The organism is Methylophilus sp. 5 (assembly GCF_000515275.1).
Classification (GTDB): Bacteria; Pseudomonadota; Gammaproteobacteria; order Burkholderiales; family Methylophilaceae; genus Methylophilus.
The window spans coordinates 2,655,003-2,676,952 of record NZ_KI911560.1; the positions used below are offsets into that span (position 1 = coordinate 2,655,003).

General features: G+C 49.1%; 22 protein-coding genes and 4 tRNA genes. 15 read left to right on the top strand and 11 right to left on the bottom strand.

What is annotated here, in order from left to right; genetic code table 11:
- The 5 genes from lon to METH5_RS0112935 all read left to right on the top strand — a co-directional run bounded on the left by lon (position 1) and on the right by METH5_RS0112935 (position 5,449).
- Complete coding sequence (gene lon, locus METH5_RS0112915; RefSeq protein ID WP_029148908.1) at positions 1–2,436, top strand: endopeptidase La; 2,436 nt, start codon at positions 1–3, stop codon at positions 2,434–2,436.
- A 119-nt stretch (positions 2,437–2,555) separates the two neighbouring features.
- Positions 2,556–2,828: an HU family DNA-binding protein gene (locus METH5_RS0112920; protein WP_019882242.1), complete on the top strand. Its 273-nt coding sequence runs from the start codon at positions 2,556–2,558 to the stop codon at positions 2,826–2,828.
- A gap of 61 nt (positions 2,829–2,889) precedes the next feature.
- A tRNA-Val gene (locus METH5_RS0112925) sits at positions 2,890–2,965 on the top strand.
- A 163-nt stretch (positions 2,966–3,128) separates the two neighbouring features.
- Positions 3,129–3,205 (top strand) — tRNA-Asp (locus METH5_RS0112930).
- Between the two features lie 345 nt (positions 3,206–3,550).
- Positions 3,551–5,449, top strand: coding sequence for a SurA N-terminal domain-containing protein (locus METH5_RS0112935; RefSeq protein ID WP_029148909.1), 1,899 nt, complete (start codon positions 3,551–3,553; stop codon positions 5,447–5,449).
- A 67-nt stretch (positions 5,450–5,516) separates the two neighbouring features.
- Here METH5_RS0112935 and METH5_RS15040 read toward each other — a convergent pair whose 3' ends face one another.
- From METH5_RS15040 to gloB, 8 genes are all read right to left on the bottom strand, one after another.
- Positions 5,517–5,981, bottom strand: a complete 465-nt coding sequence (locus METH5_RS15040) for a DUF1294 domain-containing protein (protein ID WP_232411043.1) — start codon at positions 5,979–5,981, stop codon at positions 5,517–5,519.
- A gap of 79 nt (positions 5,982–6,060) precedes the next feature.
- Positions 6,061–6,447 (bottom strand): VOC family protein, encoded by a 387-nt coding sequence (locus METH5_RS0112945; protein WP_029148910.1) that lies wholly within the window; start codon positions 6,445–6,447, stop codon positions 6,061–6,063.
- 226 nt (positions 6,448–6,673) lie between these two features.
- A complete protein-coding gene (locus tag METH5_RS0112950; RefSeq protein ID WP_029148911.1) occupies positions 6,674–7,459 on the bottom strand; it encodes an enoyl-ACP reductase in 786 nt (261 codons plus the stop codon).
- A 35-nt stretch (positions 7,460–7,494) separates the two neighbouring features.
- Positions 7,495–8,319 (bottom strand): ABC transporter permease, encoded by an 825-nt coding sequence (locus METH5_RS0112955; protein WP_029148912.1) that lies wholly within the window; start codon positions 8,317–8,319, stop codon positions 7,495–7,497.
- A 14-nt stretch (positions 8,320–8,333) separates the two neighbouring features.
- Positions 8,334–9,359, bottom strand: a complete 1,026-nt coding sequence (locus METH5_RS0112960; RefSeq protein ID WP_029148913.1) for an ABC transporter permease — start codon at positions 9,357–9,359, stop codon at positions 8,334–8,336.
- Between the two features lie 2 nt (positions 9,360–9,361).
- Positions 9,362–11,062, bottom strand: a complete 1,701-nt coding sequence (locus METH5_RS0112965; RefSeq protein ID WP_198290699.1) for a peptide-binding protein — start codon at positions 11,060–11,062, stop codon at positions 9,362–9,364.
- Between the two features lie 14 nt (positions 11,063–11,076).
- Positions 11,077–12,624, bottom strand: a complete 1,548-nt coding sequence (locus METH5_RS0112970) for a transglycosylase SLT domain-containing protein (protein WP_029148915.1) — start codon at positions 12,622–12,624, stop codon at positions 11,077–11,079.
- A 236-nt stretch (positions 12,625–12,860) separates the two neighbouring features.
- Entirely contained in the window at positions 12,861–13,640 is a 780-nt protein-coding gene (gene gloB / locus METH5_RS0112980) for a hydroxyacylglutathione hydrolase (RefSeq protein WP_036307927.1), read from the bottom strand.
- A 43-nt stretch (positions 13,641–13,683) separates the two neighbouring features.
- Here gloB and METH5_RS0112985 point away from each other — a divergent pair, with 43 nt between their 5' ends.
- The 7 genes from METH5_RS0112985 to rfbD all read left to right on the top strand — a co-directional run bounded on the left by METH5_RS0112985 (position 13,684) and on the right by rfbD (position 19,202).
- Complete coding sequence (locus METH5_RS0112985) at positions 13,684–14,523, top strand: class I SAM-dependent methyltransferase (RefSeq protein ID WP_232411044.1); 840 nt, start codon at positions 13,684–13,686, stop codon at positions 14,521–14,523.
- Positions 14,513–14,938, top strand: coding sequence for a ribonuclease HI (gene rnhA, locus METH5_RS0112990; RefSeq protein WP_029148918.1), 426 nt, complete (start codon positions 14,513–14,515; stop codon positions 14,936–14,938). The genes METH5_RS0112985 and rnhA overlap by 11 nt, the downstream gene beginning before the upstream one ends.
- A 12-nt stretch (positions 14,939–14,950) precedes the next feature.
- Positions 14,951–15,631 (top strand): DNA polymerase III subunit epsilon, encoded by a 681-nt coding sequence (gene dnaQ / locus METH5_RS0112995; RefSeq protein ID WP_029148919.1) that lies wholly within the window; start codon positions 14,951–14,953, stop codon positions 15,629–15,631.
- 117 nt (positions 15,632–15,748) lie between these two features.
- Positions 15,749–16,834, top strand: a complete 1,086-nt coding sequence (gene rfbB, locus METH5_RS0113000; RefSeq protein WP_029148920.1) for a dTDP-glucose 4,6-dehydratase — start codon at positions 15,749–15,751, stop codon at positions 16,832–16,834.
- Positions 16,834–17,715 (top strand): glucose-1-phosphate thymidylyltransferase RfbA, encoded by an 882-nt coding sequence (rfbA, locus tag METH5_RS0113005; protein ID WP_029148921.1) that lies wholly within the window; start codon positions 16,834–16,836, stop codon positions 17,713–17,715. Before rfbB ends, rfbA begins: the two co-directional genes overlap by 1 nt.
- Positions 17,715–18,266 (top strand): dTDP-4-dehydrorhamnose 3,5-epimerase, encoded by a 552-nt coding sequence (gene rfbC, locus METH5_RS0113010; RefSeq protein ID WP_029148922.1) that lies wholly within the window; start codon positions 17,715–17,717, stop codon positions 18,264–18,266. Before rfbA ends, rfbC begins: the two co-directional genes overlap by 1 nt.
- Before the next feature lie 18 nt (positions 18,267–18,284).
- Entirely contained in the window at positions 18,285–19,202 is a 918-nt protein-coding gene (rfbD, locus tag METH5_RS0113015; RefSeq protein ID WP_029148923.1) for a dTDP-4-dehydrorhamnose reductase, read from the top strand.
- Here the strand turns inward: rfbD and queD are convergent.
- Both queD and METH5_RS15815 read right to left on the bottom strand, forming a co-directional pair.
- Complete coding sequence (gene queD / locus METH5_RS0113020) at positions 19,199–19,645, bottom strand: 6-carboxytetrahydropterin synthase QueD (RefSeq protein ID WP_029148924.1); 447 nt, start codon at positions 19,643–19,645, stop codon at positions 19,199–19,201. The genes rfbD and queD overlap by 4 nt on opposite strands.
- Before the next feature lie 105 nt (positions 19,646–19,750).
- Entirely contained in the window at positions 19,751–19,924 is a 174-nt protein-coding gene (locus METH5_RS15815; protein ID WP_198290700.1) for a hypothetical protein, read from the bottom strand.
- A 240-nt stretch (positions 19,925–20,164) separates the two neighbouring features.
- Between METH5_RS15815 and METH5_RS0113030 the strand changes: the two genes are divergently transcribed.
- The 3 genes from METH5_RS0113030 (at position 20,165) to METH5_RS0113045 (ending at position 21,098) form a co-directional block, all read left to right on the top strand.
- The gene (locus METH5_RS0113030) at positions 20,165–20,677 is read left to right on the top strand and encodes a glutathione peroxidase (protein WP_036307930.1); all 513 of its coding nucleotides are present in this window, start codon (positions 20,165–20,167) and stop codon (positions 20,675–20,677) included.
- Between the two features lie 181 nt (positions 20,678–20,858).
- A tRNA-Ala gene (locus tag METH5_RS0113040) sits at positions 20,859–20,934 on the top strand.
- 88 nt (positions 20,935–21,022) lie between these two features.
- Positions 21,023–21,098, top strand: a tRNA-Glu gene (locus METH5_RS0113045).
- A 332-nt stretch (positions 21,099–21,430) separates the two neighbouring features.
- Here METH5_RS0113045 and queF read toward each other — a convergent pair.
- Positions 21,431–21,877 carry a preQ(1) synthase gene (queF, locus tag METH5_RS0113050; protein ID WP_029148926.1) on the bottom strand — a complete coding sequence of 149 codons (447 nt, stop codon included), beginning with the start codon at positions 21,875–21,877 and terminating at the stop codon, positions 21,431–21,433.
- Positions 21,878–21,950 lie beyond the last annotated feature (73 nt).

Below are 21,950 nucleotides of genomic sequence, written 5' to 3' on the forward strand. Positions count from 1 at the left end.
ATGACAGAACACACTTTGCTTGACTCCGAGATCCCCGAAGAATCCGCTTTAATCCCGTTATTGCCATTGCGCGATGTCGTCGTCTACCCACATCTGGTTATTCCGTTGTTTGTTGGTCGCACCAAGTCGGTCAAAGCGTTAGAGCGCGCCTCTGAAGGCGATAAAAAGATTTTGCTGGTTGCCCAAAAGTCGGCCAACAAGGACGATCCGGTTGCAGAAGACCTGTATGAGATCGGCACGCTGGCAACGGTGTTGCAAATGCTGAAGTTGCCTGATGGCACCGTTAAAGTACTGGTTGAAGGCCTGCATCGCGTCCGTGTGTCTGATTTTGTAGAGACCGATGACTGCTTTATGGCTTTGGGTGAAGAGGTTGAGCAAACTGATCAGGACGACAAAGAGGCTGAGGCCTTGATGCGCACTGTAATGACCCAATTTGACCAATACGTCAAACTGAACAAAAAAATTCCACCAGAAATTTTGACCTCATTAGCAACGATTAATGAGCCAGGTCGCTTGGCAGATACCATTTCTGCCCATCTGACGCTTAAGCTGGAAGAAAAACAAAAAGTGCTGGAAATGCTCAGTGTGATTGAGCGTTTAGAGCATTTGCTGTTCCTGATGGAGTCTGAAATTGACATCCTGCAGGTAGAAAAACGTATCCGTGGCCGTGTGAAACGCCAGATGGAGAAAAGCCAGCGCGAGTACTACCTGAATGAGCAAGTGAAAGCCATCCAGAAAGAACTGGGCGAGCAAGATGAAAATGCCGAGATGGAAGAGCTGGAGCAGCGCATCAAAAATGCCGCCATGCCTAAAGAGGCGCTGGCCAAAGTCACTGCTGAGCTGAAAAAACTCAAATTGATGTCGCCAATGTCGGCCGAAGCATCGGTTGTGCGTAACTACATTGATACCTTGCTCAATTTGCCCTGGAAAAAGAAAACCAAAATCAGCAAAGACCTGCAAGCCGCAGAAGCGATTCTGGATGCCGACCATTATGGCCTGGACAAAGTGAAAGAGCGGATTGTCGAGTATCTGGCTGTGCAGCAGCGTGTGGGTAAGCTGAAGGCGCCGATTTTATGCCTGGTAGGCCCGCCAGGGGTGGGTAAAACCTCCCTGGGGCAAAGTATCGCTAAAGCGGTGAACCGCAAGTTTGTGCGCATGGCCTTGGGCGGTGTGCGTGACGAAGCCGAGATTCGCGGCCATCGTCGCACCTACATTGGCTCTATGCCTGGTAAAGTGCTGCAAAGCATGACCAAGGTTGGTGTAAAAAACCCGTTATTCTTGCTCGATGAGGTCGACAAGATGGGGCAGGACATGCGTGGTGATCCGTCTTCTGCCTTATTGGAGGTGCTGGACCCGGAGCAAAACCACACCTTTGCCGATCACTATGTCGAAGTCGACTATGATCTGAGCGATGTGATGTTTGTGGCGACCGCAAATAGTATGAACATCCCCGAACCATTACTGGATCGTATGGAAATCATTCGTTTGTCTGGCTACACAGAAGATGAGAAGATTAACATTGCGCAGCGCTACCTGTTGCCTAAGCAATTAAAAGCGCATGCACTCAAGGCAACAGAAATTGCCGTGGCTGAAAGCGTTTTGCGCGATATTGTGCGGTATTACACGCGTGAAGCCGGTGTACGTCGCCTTGAGCAAGAAATCGCTAAAATTTGCCGTAAAGCGGTGAAAGAGCAATTGTTGGCCACGGGCAAGAGTAAAACAGTTAAAAAAATCAATATCACCAGCAAGAACATTGAGCAATACCTGGGCGTGAAACGCTACGATTTTGGCGTTGCAGCCAAAGACAACCAGGTAGGGCAGGTGACTGGCCTGGCCTGGACCTCTGTGGGCGGCGAATTGCTGACGATTGAAGCCGTGACGTTGCCTGGTAAAGGCAAGACCATTACCACCGGTAAGCTGGGTGACGTGATGCAGGAGTCGGTGACGGCTGCCATGAGCGTTGTCCGTAGCCGGTCAGAAGGCTTGGGCATTCCAACTGACTTCTATGAGAAGAAAGACATCCATATTCACTTGCCAGAAGGGGCGACGCCCAAAGATGGCCCAAGTGCTGGTATTGGCCTGACTACTGCGATTGTGTCTGTACTCACTGGGATTCCGGCGCGCGCAGATGTTGCGATGACGGGTGAAATTACCTTGCGCGGTGAAGTATTGCCGATTGGCGGATTGAAAGAAAAACTGTTGGCTGCTCACCGTGGTGGTATTAAAACAGTGCTAATTCCTTCAGCCAATGAAAAAGATTTGGTGGATATTCCGGCCAATATTAAAAAAGACCTCGAGATTCATTGCGTCAAATGGATAGATCAGGTGCTGGATTTGGCCCTTGAAAGTGCTCCTAAGCCGTTGACAGCAGATGCGCCAGCGGTGGAGATTGTGGCTTCTGGTGATGCAAATCCAGAGCAAGCTGTCACGCATTAGTAAAATTGATGCGAATTATTGTCAAAAGGCCGGATTAGCGCTTGACAGCTCGTTTTGCGGCTTGATATAAAGACGGTACAGGATGTACCTGTCTTTTTAACTAGTAATAGGGGAAACACGTGAATAAATCAGAATTGATAGATCATATTGCAAGTGCAGCTGGCATTTCTAAAGCGGCAGCGGCTCGTGCTCTGGATGCAACAACTGAAGCTATTTCCGGCGCATTAAAAAAAGGTGATCTGGTAACCTTGATTGGTTTTGGTACATTCTATGTAGGTGAGCGTTCTGCCCGTTCTGGCCGTAACCCTCGTACCGGTGCAACAATTAACATCAAAGCTGCTAAATCTCCTAAATTTAGGGCTGGTAAAGGTCTTAAAGATGCTGTAAACTAGCATTCTTTGGTTGAGCAGCTAAGTTGCTCTACCAGTAGTAGCACCACACAGTGGTTGTTACGGGTGCTTAGCTCAGTTGGTAGAGCGTCGCCCTTACAAGGCGAATGTCAGCGGTTCGACCCCGTTAGCACCCACCAAACAATTTAAATTAAGAGTGCGAAGTATGCGCTCTTAATTTTTTGAGTGACACTGTACTTAAGAAGTTACTTTAACAAGTGAAGCTAAGTACAAGTTAATAATTAAAAAATAGTTGTTGATTTTATAATAAACAGTGTTATAATTTCAGCTTAACGATTACCGGGAGCGGTAGTTCAGTTGGTTAGAATACCGGCCTGTCACGCCGGGGGTCGCGGGTTCGAGTCCCGTCCGCTCCGCCAAATTAAAGCCCTGATTTATCAGGGCTTTTTTCTTTTCTGCCTAATCAATTCAATATCTTTAAACATCGTTATATTCCAAATTTGGAATGAGATGACTTCATCTGGTTTGGCTTTATTAAATTTCGTTTATGGTAAATCTGACTGATCATGCATTCAGTGATGTGTACCGTATCCTAGTGAATGCATTCATCAACGCAGGGCTGATAAATTCCTATCGTGCCACATTGCTTTCACCTCACCTGTAAAGTCATCCTCAACGTGTGATCACAGGGCTTGAATCCGTCTATATTGGCGGGTTTATGGTATAGTTTGCTGTTGCAAAAATCAGGTAATGGAAACTATAAAATGTTGGAAGCATTAAGAAAACACACACAAGGATGGATGGCAAAAATCATTCTGGCGCTGATTGTGGTGCCGTTTGCGTTGTTTGGTATCGACTCCTATTTAAATCAGGCTGGTGGCCAAGTGGCCGTGGCTAAAGTCGATGGTCAAAAAATCTCGCTGCAAGAGTATTCAAATGCGGTAGAGAATGCGCGTAACTATTTGCAGTCACAAGGACAAAAAGTCGATGCAGCCATGCTGGAAAGCCCGGCATTCAAGCAGTCGGTGCTGGACGGCATTATTACCCGCCGCCTGGTCGAGGCCGCTGTTCAGGATTACCGCTTTAGAATTAGTGATGAGCAATTGAGCCAGCACATATTGGGTATGCCTGAGTTTCAGAGTAATGGTAAGTTTTCTGAAGAAACTTATAATCAGCTGCTGACGCAAAATAAGCTGACTCCAGCCAAGTTTGAACAAAGCGTGCGCAAGGACCTGGCTGTACAACAAGTACGGGATGGCTTGACTAACCTCGTGTTCATGCCGAAAAAAGTGGCCGAGCAATCACTGATGTCAGAGTTTGAGCAACGTGACGTTACCGTTGCTGATGTCAAAGTATCTGACTTTATGGGTCAGGTAAACGTGACACCAGAGCAGGTACAAGCCTATTACAACCAGCACAAAACCAAATTCATCGCGCCTGCCAAGGTAAAGCTGCAGTTTGCTTTGCTAACCGCCGCGGGCTTGATGGGCCAAGTGAATGTGACTGACGAAGAGGTGAAGCAGTTCTATGACGAAAATGCTGCCAAGCTACAAGGTGATGAGCAGCGTCAAGCTAGCCATATTCTGATCGGCTTTAGCAGCACGGCAACGCCTGCTGACAAAGCTGCTGCCAAAGAAAAAGCAGAAGCTATTCTTAAACAAGTTAAAGCCAACCCAAAGAACTTTGAGAAACTGGCGATTGAAAACTCGCAAGACACAGGTTCTGCCGGTAAAGGTGGCGACTTGGGTAGTTTTGGCCGTGGTGCCATGGTAAAGCCATTTGAAGAAGCTGCTTTCTCAATGAAAGTGGGCGATATCAGTGAGCTGGTTGAATCCGAGTTTGGTTATCACATCATTAAACTGACTGGCGTAACCGGTGAGTCTTCAGACTTTAATTCTGTAAAACTCAAACTTAAAGCCGAATTGCTGTTTCAAAAAGCACAAGCCAAATATGCAGAGCTGGCAGACGACTTTGGTAACACTGTTTACGAGCAATCAGGCAGCTTGGATCCTGTGGCCAAGAAGTTTAATGTGCAAGTTCAAACTTCTCCTGCCATGAGCAAAGAAGAAGTTTCCAAGTTCTTTAAGAGTGATCGTTTTGCGACGTTGCTATTTTCTGACGAAGTCCTGAAAGAAAAGCGCAATACAGAGGCTGTTGAAGTGTCCCCAAACAACCTGGTTGCTGGTCGTGTGGTTGAATACGCGCCAGAAGCGCCACGTAGTTTTGATGAAGTAAAAGGTGGCATTGAAGCCGTGTTAAAAGCCGAAGCAGCGGGCAAACTGGCACAGCAAAAAGGTGAAGCGCTGCTGGCAGACCTTAAAGCAGGCAAAGCAACCGACACTGACTGGATCACCCCAGTGACGATTGATCGCAGAAATGCACAAGGTTTAAGCGATGGCGTGATGCGTAACGTATTTAAAGTTAACACACACGCCTTACCAGCCTACTATGGTTTTAACGAGGTAAATAAGGGCTACACCGTGATTAAAGTGATTGCGGTAAGTCAGAAGCTCAAAGACCAGCCGGACGTCGCTGACAGAGCCTTTAAAGCCTATCAGGCAGCCTTGGGTGATGAAATGTCGCATGCCTATGTCGGCTCACTTAAAGCTAAAAAAGATATTCAGTTCAACGCAAAAGTATTGTTATCCAAAAATAACGAATAATTGAGCTGGCTGAAACAAAGAAAGGAGGGCATTGCCCTCCTTTTTTTATTGGTGTGTTTGCTGTTTTCTAAATGGTACGAACTATAAAGTCAATCAAAGTAGCCCCTTGAGGCGAAAGCAGCCAGGCAAGTGCCAGACAGTTAAGAATGATCGTCGCCCAAAAGGTGATTTGAAAAGAAAGCTTTTTTGATTTGTGGCGAAATAGTCTTTGCGCCAGTATCGCGCCCGGCCAGCCGCCAACCAATGCGAGTAGATGTAGTGTTTTCTCTGGTGTGCGCCTTTGGTGACGCATGGCAGCTGATTTATCTAGCTTGTAAACGATGAATGCCATAGCGCTTGCCACCCAATATACCCAAAAAACCAGTTCAGGCAGTTGGCCAGCCAGCATGGATATCGTCATGCAAGCAAGAAAAGCAATTGCAAAAACCAGTAGCAGCATGTCGTTATTTGATCGCGCAGGTCGTTCAATCTGTTGAGGCCTTGCTGGATTTGTATTGCGCATCTTTTTATGGATATTTTTATGATTGGCCACAATCGCTCGCTTTAAGTTATAACGCTTAAGTAGGTATGGTGCACTTTAGTCTGTTTTGCCTGATCGGTCGCTGCGGCGCTTATGCTGGCTCATGACAAACTACTTCAATGTTATGGTCATCATCATCTAGGATAAATGCAGCATAATAGTGGGGATGGTAATGTGCACGCACACCAGGTGCACCATTATCTCGCCCACCTGCGGCCAGGGCCGTGACGTAAAATCTATCTACTTGCGCACGTGAGTTTACCCGAAAGGCAATATGCACTGGCGGCTGATTGGGCGTACCGCTACCTAGCCAAAATTCGGGTTTAGGCGGCTCGCCAAACCCAGCAAAGTCTTTACCTCCTGACATCGACGCCGGCACTTCTGCTAATAGTTTGAAGCCAAGTGGCGCAAGTGCATGTGTGTAAAAAGCCTTACTTTTTTCAATATTACTTACTGTTAAGCCTATATGGTCTATCATGAAGGCCTCCTGTTGCAGGGAGCTGAAGCACACCTGAATGATTATTAAATATGGTTTTATAAATGATTTTTTAAATTTTTTTATGAATTAAAACAATGATTTTTTTAATTTTTATTGCACCTATTTTTTATAAATACGGTTGGTCGCGCCTAGGATTTGAGAGTCTATCAGCTATAAAAAAACGCCTGTCTTTACAGAGCAGGCGTTTTTGTTTGCAGCGGTAGACTTAGTCGATTTGACCCGCAGCGGTGATATTCATGCCGCCATCTACGTAGGTAATTTCACCAGTGACACCAGAAGCTAAATCGCTGGATAAGAAGGCGGCGACGTTGCCGACTTCTTCAATAGTGACGTTGCGGCGCAGGGCGGCGTGTTTTTCGTTAAAGCCGATCATTTTGTCGAAGTCAGCAATGCCGGAAGCGGCTAAAGTCTTGATTGGGCCGGCAGAGATTGCGTTGACGCGGATGCCGCGTGGGCCCAAGCTTTGTGCCAGGTAGCGGACGTTGGCCTCCAGGCTGGCTTTGGCAACGCCCATGACGTTGTAGTTAGGCATGGTGCGCTCTGCGCCAAGATAGCTTAGTGTCAGCAGGCTGCCGTTGCGGCCTTGCATCATTGGGTAGGCGGCTTTAGCCATGGCAGAGAAGCTGTAGGAGCTAATGTCGTGCGCGATGTGGAAGTATTCGCGGCTGATATTGTCCAGGTAGTCACCATCAAGGGCGACTTTTGGTACGAAGGCAATAGAGTGCACCAAGCCATCTAGGCCATCCCAGACTTTGGCCAGTTCTACGAACAAGTTGTCAATTTGAGCATCTTCGGCCACGTCACAGGGTAAGACGATATCAGATTCAAAGTCAGCAGCCAGGTCGCGTACACGTTTTTCGTGTTTGTCGACTTGATAGGTAAAGGCTAGTTCGGCCCCTTGACGTTTCATCGCGGCTGCAATGCCATAAGCGATTGAACGGTTGCTTAGCAAACCGGCAATCAGAATTTTTTTTCCAGCAAGAAATGCCATGCGTGTTCCTGTTTGGTAGGTAGTTAGTTAATCGGCTAGCGTGTGGTGTTAGAACGTGGGTCAAACACGTCACGCAGACCTTCGCCGAGCAGATTATACCCTAACACGGTAATTAATATGGCAAGTCCGGGGTAGAGCGAGAGCCACCAGGCAAACTGGATATACTCTTTGCCGTCGGTGAGGATGTTGCCCCAGGAGGCTTGTGGCGGCTGCACGCCCAGGCCGAGAAAGCTCAAGCCGGATTCGAGCAGCACGGCACTGGCGATGCCCAGCACGACGCTGACTAATACCGGTGTTAAGCTATTGGGCAGGCAGTGTTTAAAAATGACGCGCCAGTCAGGTGCACCCAATGCGGTGGAGGCCGCGACAAATTCACGTTGGGTCAGGCTTAAAAACTCGGCCCTGACTAAACGGGTGACGCTCATCCAGGAGGTGAGACCGATCACGATCATGACATTGGTGATAGAGGGGCTCAAAAAAGCAATCACGGCGAGGATGAGGAAAAAGCTGGGGATAGACAGCATGATGTCGACCAGGCGCATGATGACAGTGTCTACCCAGCCACGGTAATAACCGGCCAGCGCGCCTAAAATCACGCCAATCATGGTGGAAATGCCGACGGCGACCAGGCCAACCAATAAGGACACGCGGCCACCAAACAACATGCGGCTCCAGACATCGCGACCCAGGCCATCGGTGCCCATCCAGTGTTCGGCTGAGGGGCCAATCAGGATTTGTTTGACTTGCACGGCGTCGGGGTCGTAAGGCGCGATCCACGGCGCGAGCAGTGCCAGCAATAAAATGATGCCGATTAAACAGAGCCCGGTGACTGCCAGAGGATTTTGCAGGATTCTTTGCATAGTGTGTTGTCTGCTTAACGTTGTGGCATGATGCCTCTGCGCAGGCGCGGATCTGCCCAGGCGTAAGCGAGGTCTGCCAGCAGGTTGCCCATTAAAGTGAGCGCTGAGCCGATGGTGAGTATGCCCATAACCACCGGAAAATCACGCATCATGACGGCGTCATAAAATAGTTTGCCCATGCCGGGGATGGCGAAAATTGTTTCGGCAATGACTGAGCCGCCGATTAATCCGGGCAACGATAAACCGACCAGTGTAATGAGTGGCAGCAGTGCATTGCGCAAGGCATGGCGGTAGGTGACCGCGCGATCGCTCAGGCCTTTGGCACGTGCGGTGGTGACGAAGTCCTGGCTGAGTACGTCCAACATGCCGTTTTTAACAAACATGGTGACACCGGCCAGGCCAGTGAGGGCGGGAATCACCACCGGCAGGCATAAGTGCATCAACAGGTCATATGCTTTTTGCCAGCCATCTAGTTGTGCGTAGTTGAGGCTATGCAGGCCAGAAATTGGAAACCATGGGTGAATGACGCCTAGCCAGTACATCAATAACAGCGATAACCAAAAACCAGGAATAGAAAAACCGATAAAGTTAAACAGCGTAATGCTACGGTCTGGCCAGCGGCCGTACTTTTTTGCCGCGATGACGCCTAGCGGTACGGCCAGGGTTAGGGTGAGCAGCAAGCCGACCATATTCATCATTAGCGTGATGGGCAGTGCTTCTTGAATCATGCCGGGCGTGGTGTTGCCTTCTTTATCGGTTTCTGCCCAAAACACGGGCTTTTGGTGGCTGGCAAAGGAGTGACCAAAGTCCAGGTGTACGATGCGCTCGAGCCAGAGGCCATATTGCACAATAATCGGTTTATCTAAGTGATAAAGTTCGCGCAGCTTTTGGCGGGACTCTTCAGATGACTTTGGATCAAACGCGGCCTCGGTGCTGGTGATGTCGCCTGGTGCCAAATGCATGATTAAAAAGGAAATCAGACTGATGCCGATTAACATCGGAATCATCCACAAGATACGTCTGATCAGGTAATTGAGCATGCTTATTCTGCCTGTATTTGCGTGCGTCTGAGCGGCTCAGGCATGTACCATTTTTGTGAGTCATAACTCACACCGGCGGGGGGCACCGGGTTCATAATACCTTGAACGCGTTTGTGGATGGCGGTCAGGCCATACCCGGCAGATAAATATACCAGCGGGCTGTCATCATATAAAACCTTGGCAAAGTCGTGATAGATCTGCATGCGTTGTTGAGGGTTAAATTCAAGGCGGCCTTGTTCTAATAATTTGTCGACGGCAGGGTTATTGTAACCAATAAAGTTAAACTGGCCCGGGCCTTGTTGGCTCGAGTGCCAGATGGAATACTGGTCCGGGTCCAGGCCCAAGCCCCAACCCATCACTACCGCGTCAAAATTACTAGGTTTAATAAAGTTGGTGAGCAGGCTGGCCCATTCTAAAGTGCGGATACGCGTTTCAATGCCCACTTCTTTTAAGCGGCGCTGGATAATCACTGCGGTTTTTTCACGTTGCTTATTACCCAGGTTGGTCAGCATTTCAAACGACAGTGGTTTACCGTTACGCTCGACAATGCCGTCACCATTCGTGTCGGTATAACCTGCTTCGGCCAGTAACTGCCTGGCTTTGGCCGGGTCAAACGGGTAGGGCGTCAAGTGCGGGTTGCTCCAGCGCGTGCCGGGTTTGTAGGGTGAGGCAATGGTAATGCCCAAGCCCAGATACACGCCGTCGATAATCTCTTGCTTGTCTATGGCGTAATTAATCGCTTTGCGCACACGCACGTCATCAAACGGTTTGCGCTTAAGGTTAAAGCCCAGGTAGGTGTAGCTGTTGCCGAGCTCTTTATATTGGTTGAGCTTGGCTTGTAGCGTTGGGCGCGATGGGATAATCCGTGCATAGGTAATCGGATCCAGGTTCATGCTATCTATGTTATCCGCCATCAGCTCTAAAAACTGCGCCGCCGGGTCGGGGATAATACGCTCAATCAAATGATCAATATAGGCAGGTCCCAGCACCGATTTAGGGTTTTTCTCCAGCTTGATATACTCGCCATGCCGCCATTCTTTTAACTGGTAGTAGTGGCTGCCCAGCGGTTTTTGCGCAAAGCTGGTGGTGTGAACATCTTGCCCGGCCAGCTTGTGTTTGGGCAGCACTTGCAGGCTGGCCCAGCTTTCGAGCGCCGGGGCAAACGGCTGTGAATAGTGCACAATAAATGTGTGTGCATCCGGTGCTTCGGCCTTGGTCACCAATTGATAATCCGAAGCATACGGGCTATGTGTTTTTTCATCGGTGATCAACTGCCAGGTAAACAGAATATCAGCACTGGTGAGCGGCTTGCCATCCGCCCATTGCAAGCCAGGTTTCAGCTTAAAGGTAATGGTTTTCTTGTTGTCAGAGACCTGCCATGACTCTGCCAATTCACCTGCTAGGTCCAGGTCCTGGTTGTATTTAAGCAAAGAGTTAAACAAATAGCTGCCAATCGCCAGCGAGGCCGACTCACCCGCCACCATGCCTATCATGCTAGCGGGGTCTGAGGGCATGGCGCTGATCATGGTGCCGCCAGGCTGGGCAGGGTACACCTGGTTAAGTGCTGGTGAACGTTGGTTTTCGCTCTCTGGGCTGCAAGCCATCAGCCCACTACATAACACGCCGATGATCGTTCGTTGAATTGTCGATGCATGCCGCTTGGTGCAAATCTCATGCAGGCTGGACAAGTGTCGATTGGTCATGGGTTCAGGCCGTGTCAGTGTTTAGTCGATTTAGTTTTTTTACTGTGTGTAGTGGTCGTTTTTTTGTGCGCGGATGACTGCGTACTCGTTTGTTTTTTATTTGAAGCCGATGTTTTTTGATGGTTAGATTTTACGCTGGTTTTTGAGCTACGTGACTGGCTGCTGTTACTTGCGCTACTTTCCTGTTTTTCCAGCTGTAATACTTGGCCAACGGCCAGGCTTTTCGATTTTAAGTGGTTTTGCTGCATGATCTGTTTGCTGCTGATGCCGTAACGTTTAGCCAGTTTTGCCAATGTATCACCTTGTTTTACCTTGTGGGAGACTGATACAGATTTTGATTCCCTCTCTACAGGCATCTCAATTGGCAATTGCGCCATGGCGGCGACATCAATCGGCCGGGTCAGGCTGGATTGCACGCTGGCAGGGACCAATAGCTGCCTGCGCACAATCAGGTTACGGTTGGGCTTGAGGTTGTTGGTAGCGCTCAATTCATAAATACTGATACCAAACTGGCTGGCAATGGCGCCCAGCCGTTCGCCACGCTTGGGCTGGTAGCTATGCCAGTTAGAGAGCGGGCGGTTATAGTTATTGAGGTTGGTAGTGAAGTTGCTGGCGGCCCAGGTGGGTAGCAGTAACTTTTGATAGCTGTTTTCGGTAATCAGCACCGGGCGCGTAAAGCTGGGGTTCAGCGCATTAAATTCTTCTAGTGAAATCCCCGCCAGCTCAGCTGCCAGTTTGGCGTCAATCTTGTTGGGCGCTTGCACCGTAGTGAAATACGGTTTGTTAGGAATCTCATTAAGCGTTAAACCATAGTTTTCGGGGCGAAAAATAATGTTTTTAATCGCCTGCAATTTAGGCACGTAATTACGCGTTTCGTCCGGCAATGACAAATGCTGGTAATCAGTGGGTAAACCCAGCTGACGATTGCGCTCAATTGCGCGCGCCACCGTGCCTTCACCTGCATTGTAGGCCGCCAGTGCAAGGTCCCAGGCACCAAACATGGTGTAGAGTTTTTGCAGATAATTGAGTGCGGCTTGTGTGGCGGCGGTGACGTCTTTGCGGGAGTCTTTCCAGTAGTTTTGCTTGAGGCCAAAGTCTTTGCCGGTAGACGGAATAAATTGCCAGATGCCAGACGCTTTGCTGGTAGACAACGCTTTCGGGTTAAAGCCGCTTTCAATCATCGGTAGCAGCGCAATTTCGGTCGGCATGCCTCTTTTTTCAACTTCAACCACAATGTGGTAAAGGTACTTTTTACTGCGCTCTAACATGCGTGACACATAGTCGGGGCGCGAGGCATACCATTGCTCGTGTTTGTTGGTGTAAGTGGAGTCTATGTCCGGCATGTTAAAGCCATCGCGTACGCGATCCCACAGGCTGTCTTGCAGGGTTAGTGAGTCTTCGAACTGATAACCAGAGCTATAGCTTTCTGTGCCCGGTGCGCCATAACTTTCATCATAACTGCCGTTGTCGTCTGACACGGTGGCCGGTTCTATGTATTCAGCACAGGCCAACAATGGCGAGGCCGAAAGAGTGAACCATAGCAGTATTTTTTTAAAACGCATGACGGTAATACTTAATCCTGAGACTGTTGCGCAAGGCCTTAGATCAAAAAGCCTGCACATGCATTGATGAAACCGGGCGGCCAGGTGGCCATGCCAACCAGCACGTGATTGACGTAACGCATACATGCGCTTTAAGGAGGACATCATTCTACGTTAATTTTTCAGTGAGACAAGCCCTTGCCAAGCCGCAAGCGCTGTGCATGCGCTGCACCTTAAGGCCTAGGCATGGATTGAAGCTAGAAGTGATTGCGCCGTGCGCGCAGCTCGGTAAAGACATCAAGGGCTGACCAATGTTGAAATGCGGGTTGGTGCGACAGCGCTTCGCAACGCAGAAAAGGGTTGGTGGCTAATTCTAATGCGAGTGAGGTTGGTAAGGTTGGCAACTGCTGTGCACGCAAGCGGGCGGTGTCTAGCGCACGTTGTTGCAAGTCCTGGTTATCAGGGTCTACCGTTTGCGCAAAGGCAATGTTGTGGGCCGTGTATTCATGTGCGGCGTAGATCAGTGTGTCAGGCGGCAGGGCGGCAATGTGTTGCAATGAGGCGTGCATTTGCGCAGGCGTGCCCTCAAACAGGCGGCCACAGCCCGCGCCAAACAGCACGTCTCCGCTAAACAGGTGCTGGCGATTGAGGTAATAAGCAATATGGTCCAGTGTATGGCCTGGTAAGGCCAGCACTTCACAGGTGAGGGTGCCAAAGTGGGTAAACGTGATGTGGTCACCTTGTTTAACGCGGGTTGCCTGTAATGCCTGGTAAGCCGGGTGGTCACTGTCTGGGGTGTAGACCGGGCACTGCCAGTGTTGTTGCAGGGCTGGCGCACCGCCTGCATGATCGGCATGGTGATGGGTTAATAAAATACCATCCAGCTGTAACTGCGCCGCTGCTAACGCTTGCTCAACCACCTCGGCATCGCCTGGGTCAACGATTAGTGCATGGCCGTTATACGCAATCAGCCATAAGTAATTATCGCTAAAAGCGGGCAAAGCGGTGATGTCTATGCTTGCAGAAGTGTCGTGCATCCCGCATCATTGAAAAATTGGTGATTATTGTCAAGGCGCAATCGTGTTTAACCGCCTGTTTGATCACTGGCATTTTTGGGAGCTTACCTTGCAATCCAGCCAGCCTGTTAGCTTAAATACGACAGCCTTTGAGGCCATGGCCCTGGGCCAGTATATTGCGCAGCGAGAAATCCCGCTGTATGCGCAAACGGTGGCCGATGTGTTTGGTTTTCATGCCCTGCAAATTGGCTGGCCAACACATGATTTGCTTGAACATTGCCGCATGCCTTATAAGCACTCTTTGCAGCTCGCAGCCGCGCCGAATGCTTCGCTGTTATGTGAAAGCGAATTTTTACCGTTTGCTGAACACTCGGTTGATTTGGTGTGTATGCCGCATGTGCTGGAGCAGTGCGCAGACCCGCAGCAGACACTGCGCGAAGTGTTTCGCGTGCTGGTGCCAGAAGGCACGCTAATGCTAACCGGCGTCACGCCAGTCAGCGTATTAGGTATGCGCGCCCGCGTTGGCCAGTTTAAGCAGGCCGGACATTTTGAACGCCTGTTCACCGCCTGGCGGATACGCGATTGGCTAAATGTGCTGGGGTTTGAAATCGTACACAGTGGGAGCTTGATTCATGCCTTGCCGGTGAATGACCCGCTATGGTTGGCCAGGCAGTCTTGCCTCGAGCGCTGGGGGCGGCACACCTGTGGCATGACCGGCGGCGTGTACTTTTTGATCGCAAAGAAAAGAGTATTGAATGCACGCTTGCTCAAGCCTGAATGGAAGAAGTCACCACTTAACCATGCTTTGCAAGTGCGAAAAGGCCAGTCCAGCATACAAAAACAGGCGCAAAAACAGTTAGAATGCGCGGATGTCGACTCAACAATGGATAGAAATGTACGCTGACGGTGCCTGCAAAGGTAACCCAGGCGTTGGGGGCTGGGGCGTTTGGCTCAAAGCGGGTGAACACGAAAAGTCACTGTTTGGCGGTGAAGCACTGACCACCAATAACCGTATGGAGATGATGGCGGTGATTCAAGGGCTGCAAGCATTGAAAAACCCCTCGCAGGTGAAGGTGTATACAGACTCCAGTTATGTACAAAAAGGCATGACAGAGTGGCTGGCAGGCTGGAAAAAGAAGCAGTGGCGCACCGCAGATAAAAAGCCAGTTAAAAATGCCGATTTATGGCAAATGCTGGATGCGTTGGCGGTCACGCATCAGGTCGAATGGATCTGGGTAAAAGGCCATGCCGGTAATGAAGGCAATGAGCGCGCAGATGCACTGGCTAATCAGGGCGTGCTGACGGTTGCGGCGAGTTAAGAGGGGTATTGCATGAGACAGATTTTTCTCGATACGGAAACCACCGGTTTATACCCGGACCAGGGACATCGTATTATTGAAATTGCCGCGGTTGAGATTTTTAACCGCAGGCCGACCCAGCGCCACTTTCATATTTATATCAATCCCGAGCGGGAAATCGACCCCGGCGCGCAAGAAGTGCATGGTATTTCACTGGAGTTTTTGCAAGACAAGCCCTTGTTCGCAAGTGTTGCCGAAGAGTTTGTCGCGTTTGTACGTGGCGCCGAGTTGATTATTCATAATGCGCCGTTTGATATTGGCTTTTTGAATATGGAGCTTGCCAAGCTCGGTCAGGATAAGCTGGAAACCTATGTTAGCGGCATTATAGATACCTTGAAAATGGCCAAGGAAATGCGCCCTGGCCAACGTAATAACCTGGATGCTTTGTGCCGCCATTTTGGCATTGATAACTCGCAGCGTACCTTGCACGGCGCCTTGCTGGATGCGGAGTTGCTGGCCGAAGTCTATATCGCCATGACGCGTGGCCAGGAAAGCCTGCTCATGGAGTTGTCTAGTCCGGTGGAGCAAGCGACGCAGGCGAATCTGGCCGTAGACTTTTCTGCATTAAAACTGGTGACGGCTGATGAAGCAGAGTTAAACGCACATCAGCAATATATTGCAAGCTTGGCCAAGGCTGGCGCAAGCACCTGGTAGCCGCTGAGTAGCTGATTAACGCGGTGTCATATGTGTTAATCACGTCTTTGAATGGCCTGTTAATGCGCTAGTATGAAATGTATCAATCAGTAAAATCACTTTGAATTTAGGTCTTTTATGCTCACAGAAACCATTGTAGTCACCGGCGGTGCCGGTTTTATTGGCAGCAACTTTGTGAATGCCTGGGTGGGGCACAAGCTGGGCAAAGTGATTAACCTGGATAAATTAACTTATGCCGGCAACATGGAAAACCTGGCTGGTATTAGCCAGAACGCTGACCATATATTTGTGCATGCCGATATTGGTGATCGCGAAGCGGTGAAAGCCCTGCTTGAAACGCATAGGCCACGCGCGGTGCTTAATTTTGCCGCCGAGAGCCATGTAGATCGATCTATTCATGGCCCGGATGCGTTTATTCAAACCAATGTCGTCGGCACCTTTCATTTGCTGGAAGAAGTGCGTGCATTTTGGCAAGCGCTGCCGGTGGATGAGCAAGCACAGTTCCGCTTTCTACATGTCTCTACCGACGAAGTGTACGGTTCACTTGGGCCGAATGACCCCGCTTTTAAAGAAACCAATACCTATCAGCCGAATAGTCCGTATTCGGCGTCAAAGGCGGCCTCTGACCATCTGGTGCGCGCTTATCACCACACCTATGGTTTGCCAACCCTGACCACTAACTGTTCCAACAATTACGGTCCATATCACTTTCCGGAAAAACTGATTCCACTGGTGATTCACAATGCTTTGTCTGGCAAGCCGCTGCCTATTTATGGCAATGGCAGCAATATTCGTGACTGGTTATATGTAGAAGACCATTGCAGTGCGATTCGTGAGGTATTGGCCAATGGCCAGGCCGGTGAAACTTACAATATCGGCGGCTGGAATGAGAAAACCAACCTGGACGTAGTGCATACTTTGTGTGACATCCTCGACCAGGAGCGACCCAAAGCGCAAGGCAGTTACCGCGACCAGATGACGTTTGTTAAAGACCGCCCGGGCCATGATGCGCGCTATGCGATTGATGCCAGCAAAATTGAGCAAGAGCTTGGCTGGAAGCCGCAAGAAACCTTTGAAACCGGCATTCGTAAAACAGTGCGCTGGTATCTGCAGCATCATGAATGGGTGGCGCATGTTACCAGCGGCGAATATCAGCATTGGCTCAACAAAAATTACCACGAACGTGGAGAGGAGCTCGCATAATGGCAAGAAAAGGCATTGTATTGGCCGGAGGCTCCGGCACACGTTTGTATCCAGTGACACAAGTGGTTTCAAAACAGTTGTTACCGGTGTACGACAAGCCGATGATTTACTACCCGTTGTCGGCACTGATGCTGGCAGGCATACGCGAAGTGCTGATTATCTCTACGCCTATGGATACGCCCCGTTTTAAAGAGTTGCTGGGTGATGGCAGCCAGTGGGGCATGCGCATTGAATACCAGGTGCAACCTTCGCCAGATGGCTTGGCACAGGCGTTTATTCTCGGTGAGTCCTTTATTGGCAACGATACTAGTGCGCTGGTACTGGGCGACAATATTTTTTATGGGCACGAATTAGGCGAAATGGCGATGGCCGCGGGTCAGCGCGAGCAGGGCGCTACCGTGTTTGCTTATCCAGTAAATGACCCTGAGCGCTACGGCGTGGTTGAGTTTGATGGTAGCGGTACTGCTATTAGCCTCGAAGAAAAACCGACACAGCCTAAATCCCGTTATGCGGTGACCGGCCTTTATTTTTACGACCAGCGTGTGGTAGATATTGCCAAAAACCTCAAGCCTTCACCGCGTGGTGAACTTGAGATTACCGACGTCAATAAACAGTATCTGGCCTGGGGCGACCTCAATGTTGAAGTCATGGGCCGTGGAATGGCCTGGCTGGATACCGGCACACATGAATCTTTGCTGGAAGCCAGTGGCTTTATTCAAACCATAGAAAAACGCCAAGGCTTAAAAGTATCCTGCCTCGAAGAGATTGCATACCGCCAGGGCTTTATTACGGCTGAGCAATTAGATAAGTTGGCGGATAAATATGCCAAAAATGGTTATGGGCAATATTTGAAACAGATTCTTAAAGAGCGGGTATTTTAATGCAGGTGGTGGCAACGGCGATTCCAGACGTGTTGATTCTGGAGCCTAAAGTATTTGGGGATGCACGCGGCTTTTTTGTGGAAAGCTTTAACGCTAACACCTTTAAAACCTGCACCGGCCTGGATGTGCAATTTGTGCAAGATAACCACTCGCGCTCAGGCAAAGGCGTGTTGCGGGGGCTGCATTACCAGATACAGCAGCCACAGGGCAAACTGGTACGCGTGGTGCAGGGTGAAGTGTTCGATGTGGCAGTTGATATGCGGCGCAATTCACCCACGTTTGGGCAGTGGGCAGGCGCGCATTTGAGCGCTGAGAATCACCGCCAACTGTGGGTGCCTGCCGGGTTTGCCCATGGTTTTGTTGTGTTGTCTGATACGGCAGATTTTTTGTATAAAACCACCGACTATTATGCGCCGCAGCACGAAGCGTGTTTGCAGTGGAATGATGTAACTGTGGGCGTAGACTGGCCACTGGCTATGCCCCCCAGTCTATCGGCCAAAGACCAGCAGGGTTTGTCCTGGGCAGATGCGCCTAAATTTGATGCCCTCTAAAGTATTGTCACCATTGCGATGAAAAAAATTCTGTTAACCGGCGTTAGTGGCCAGGTCGGCCATGCCTTGCAGCAACAACTGGCTTTAACGGCTGCACATGGTTGGCAGGTGATTGCCTGTGATCGTCAGCAACTCGATTTGACACAGCCTGAGCAGATCAGGCGCGTGGTGCGTGAGGTTAAACCAGACCTGATTATTAACCCGGCGGCTTACACGGCGGTAGATAAAGCAGAGTCTGAGCGCGAAATGGCTTATGCCATTAATGCCACCGCGCCACACATACTGGCCGAAGAGGCTGCCAAGCTCAATGCAGCCCTGATTCACTTTTCAACTGACTATGTGTATGACGGCACCAAGTTGTCCGCGTATGTGGAAACCGACAGTGCTAACCCGGTGAGCGTCTATGGCGCCAGTAAGTTGGCCGGTGAAGAGGCGATTAGGCAAGTTGGCCTGCCGCACCTCATTTTACGTACCAGTTGGGTGTATGGTAGCTACGGCAATAATTTTCTAAAAACGATTATCCGGCTTGCGCAAGCGCGTGAGATGTTGCGCATTGTGGCTGATCAGCATGGGGCGCCAACCTCCGCTATTTCGATTGCGCAGGCAGTGACAGAATTAGTCACTGTGTGGCAGCCTGAAAGTGAGGCCCAAACAGGCGTTTATCATCTGGTTAATGCGGGGGAAACCTCATGGTTTGGGTTTGCCAGTGAGATCGTGACGCAATACCAGGCCTTGGCCACTGTGCGCGGCTGGCCAGACTTGGCGGTTAAAGAGATTCAGCCCATTGCCACGGCTGAATATCCAACGCCTGCCAAACGGCCTGCAAACTCAATCCTGTCTACTGCCAAACTTGGGCAGCATTTTGGCGTGCGTTTGCCTGAGTGGTCTGTGGCTTTAAATCAAGTGATGGCTGCGTTGTCTATTGAGGCGAGCTAAAGCTGGTCAAACGCATCTGTCCAGCTGTTTGGCGTTTCATACAGCCTGACTTTTACCAGCTTGAGATGATTGCCAAAGCTGTCTGTATATTGTGCCTTAAGCAATTTAAATGCTTGTGCCGCCATATTTTCTGCCGTTGGAATCGTTGGAAAAATCACCGTTTTGTGATTGGGCAAACTGTTTAAAAAGTCTAAAACAGCGCCATCTCCCTGATAGACCAGAAAGGCATGGTCCCAGCGATCAACAATGGTTTCACGGGCAATGCGCTTAACATCGGCAAAGTCCATCACCATTCCGTTTTCTGAAGCGTGTTCAGCGTGAATAATGTCGCCCGAGAGCGTAATCTCTATGGCGTAACGATGGCCATGCAAATTGCGGCATTGGCTTTTATGATCAGGAATACGATGTCCGGCATCGAACTCCAAGCGTGTAGTAATTTCCATCCCGATATTATATCAGGCAACCGTATATCAGTAACCATGGCGCACACAGTGTGTGGTGAGTGCATCAGGCTGGTTCAGCCTGCGGTATGACAGCAGTCGCGCAGATTAATACAAGTCGTCGATATTCATCAACACATCTTCGTCAGCAGAGTAGTGCTTGTGGCTTTTCTCATAGCTGCCATAGCTGGATTCGAAATCATCGACTTCATCACCGGCAAAATCTTCCAGCATTTGATCAATTTTTTTAAATTTGTCGGTTGGCGTTGCTTTTTGTAACATGGTGGTCTCCCATTACATCGTTAATTTACTCAAACATGTCAGTCCTTAATGTTCTTAACATAAGCATTAGCATAGACTATGCCAATCATGCTTTTTGTTTCTTACAATTAGATTAACGGCAACTATTAAAAAAAGTAAAATATGCGCCATTCATGCAGAACAATCAAGCTAACTGACTGTCTGTAAAGGCATAACATAAACATAAGTTTCAGGAGAGATGCAATGCGAGGTGTGATATTCATGTTATTAAGCTTAGGCGGCTATTCATTGGCGCAGGCTGACTGTTTACCTTTATATCAACACCAATTTAAAACCTTACAGGGGCAAACTGTCGATTTTTGTCAATTTCAGGACAAACCTATCCTCATTGTCAACACTGCCAGCAAATGCGGCTTTACGCCCCAGTTTGAAGCGCTGGAAGCGCTATATGAGCAATATAAAGACAAGGGCCTGGTCGTGATTGGTTTTCCGTCCAATGACTTCAGGCAAGAGCCTGGCAATAACAAGCAGATTGGTGATTTCTGCAAACTGACGTATTCCGTCAAGTTTCCGATGGTTGAAAAATCCAGCGTGGCCGGCAGTGCTGCCAATCCGTTGTATCAGCAGCTGATCAAACAAACCGGCCAAGCGCCGCAATGGAACTTTTATAAGTATGTCATCCTGCCTGGTGGTCAAAAAGTCTATTCATTTAATAGCATGACGCGGCCCGAGAGCGAAGACATCATGGGCAAAATCAAACCTTACCTCAAATAAAATTGTATTCGTTGCCATGGTTGCCGGCTAAAGAGGGCAGCAGGCATTTATTAAAAACAAAACGATATGAAGTTTTTTCAATATTTATGGTGAAAGCCGTTGACAAGACTTCAAGCCATCATTAATATGGCGCCTTCTTTGAATTGCACTGCAAAACGAAGAGCGGCATTACCAGAGATTCGGGGGTATAGCTCAGCTGGGAGAGCGCTTGCATGGCATGCAAGAGGTCAGCGGTTCGATCCCGCTTATCTCCACCAAGTGATTGAAAATATTGAATTTTTTGTTAAATAAATATTTAAATTATTTGAAAAACTGGTATAATGCGCAGGTTGTTAAATTTCTTAGGTCCCCATCGTCTAGAGGCCTAGGACACCTCCCTTTCACGGAGGCGACCGGGGTTCGAATCCCCGTGGGGACGCCAAATCCACTTAAGTGGTTGAATCATGGCAGGAGTAATGATTCATATATATGAAACCTCACATGTGACAGATAACTGTTACATGTGAGGTTTTTTCATTGGTGCAATACACCCATGCCAAATTCAAATGATTGCACGCATAGCATCCGTTATTGTGAGCTGCAGAGTCTCTTTAGTTTTTTGTGTTGAAGTGCTAGGGTTGAATTAAGGCACCTTCGCAACATGCCTTGCCTTTTAAACCCAATAAAAGCAAGTTAGGCATTGCAGCTAATGTAGCCATTTGCCAGTGCAATAAAAAACCCGGCCTGGCCGGGTTTTTTTATTTCTGTGTACGCTTATCCGCGGATATTACTTTGCGCAGAAAATTGCGATAACTCTACATAGGGCTGTGGCTGCCAGCCTGCGGCGCGGTGTTCTGCCACGACGTTGGTAAAGATACCGCCGCGCACATAAAACTTGGCGGTGACGCGCATAAATTTCGGATCAATGGCGCTGACCAGGTCGTCGAGAATCTGGTTGGTGACGGCTTCATGAAAACAGCCTTCGTCGCGGAATGACCACATATACAGTTTTAGGCTTTTTAATTCCACGCACAATTTGTTGGGAATATAGTCGAGGTAAATCACCGCAAAGTCAGGCTGGCCAGTTTTCGGGCACAGGCAGGTGAACTCTGGAATTTCCATATGAATATGGAAATCACGGCTTGGATTCGGGTTGTCAAAAGTTTCCAGTGTCTTCACTGGTTGGGTAGTTGGTTTGCCACCGAGTAAATGTTCGCTCATTGCACTCACGTTTCTTGGTTGTTTCTTGATAAAAATGGGTATTATAACGCTTAAGCTACTATTCAAATTCTTA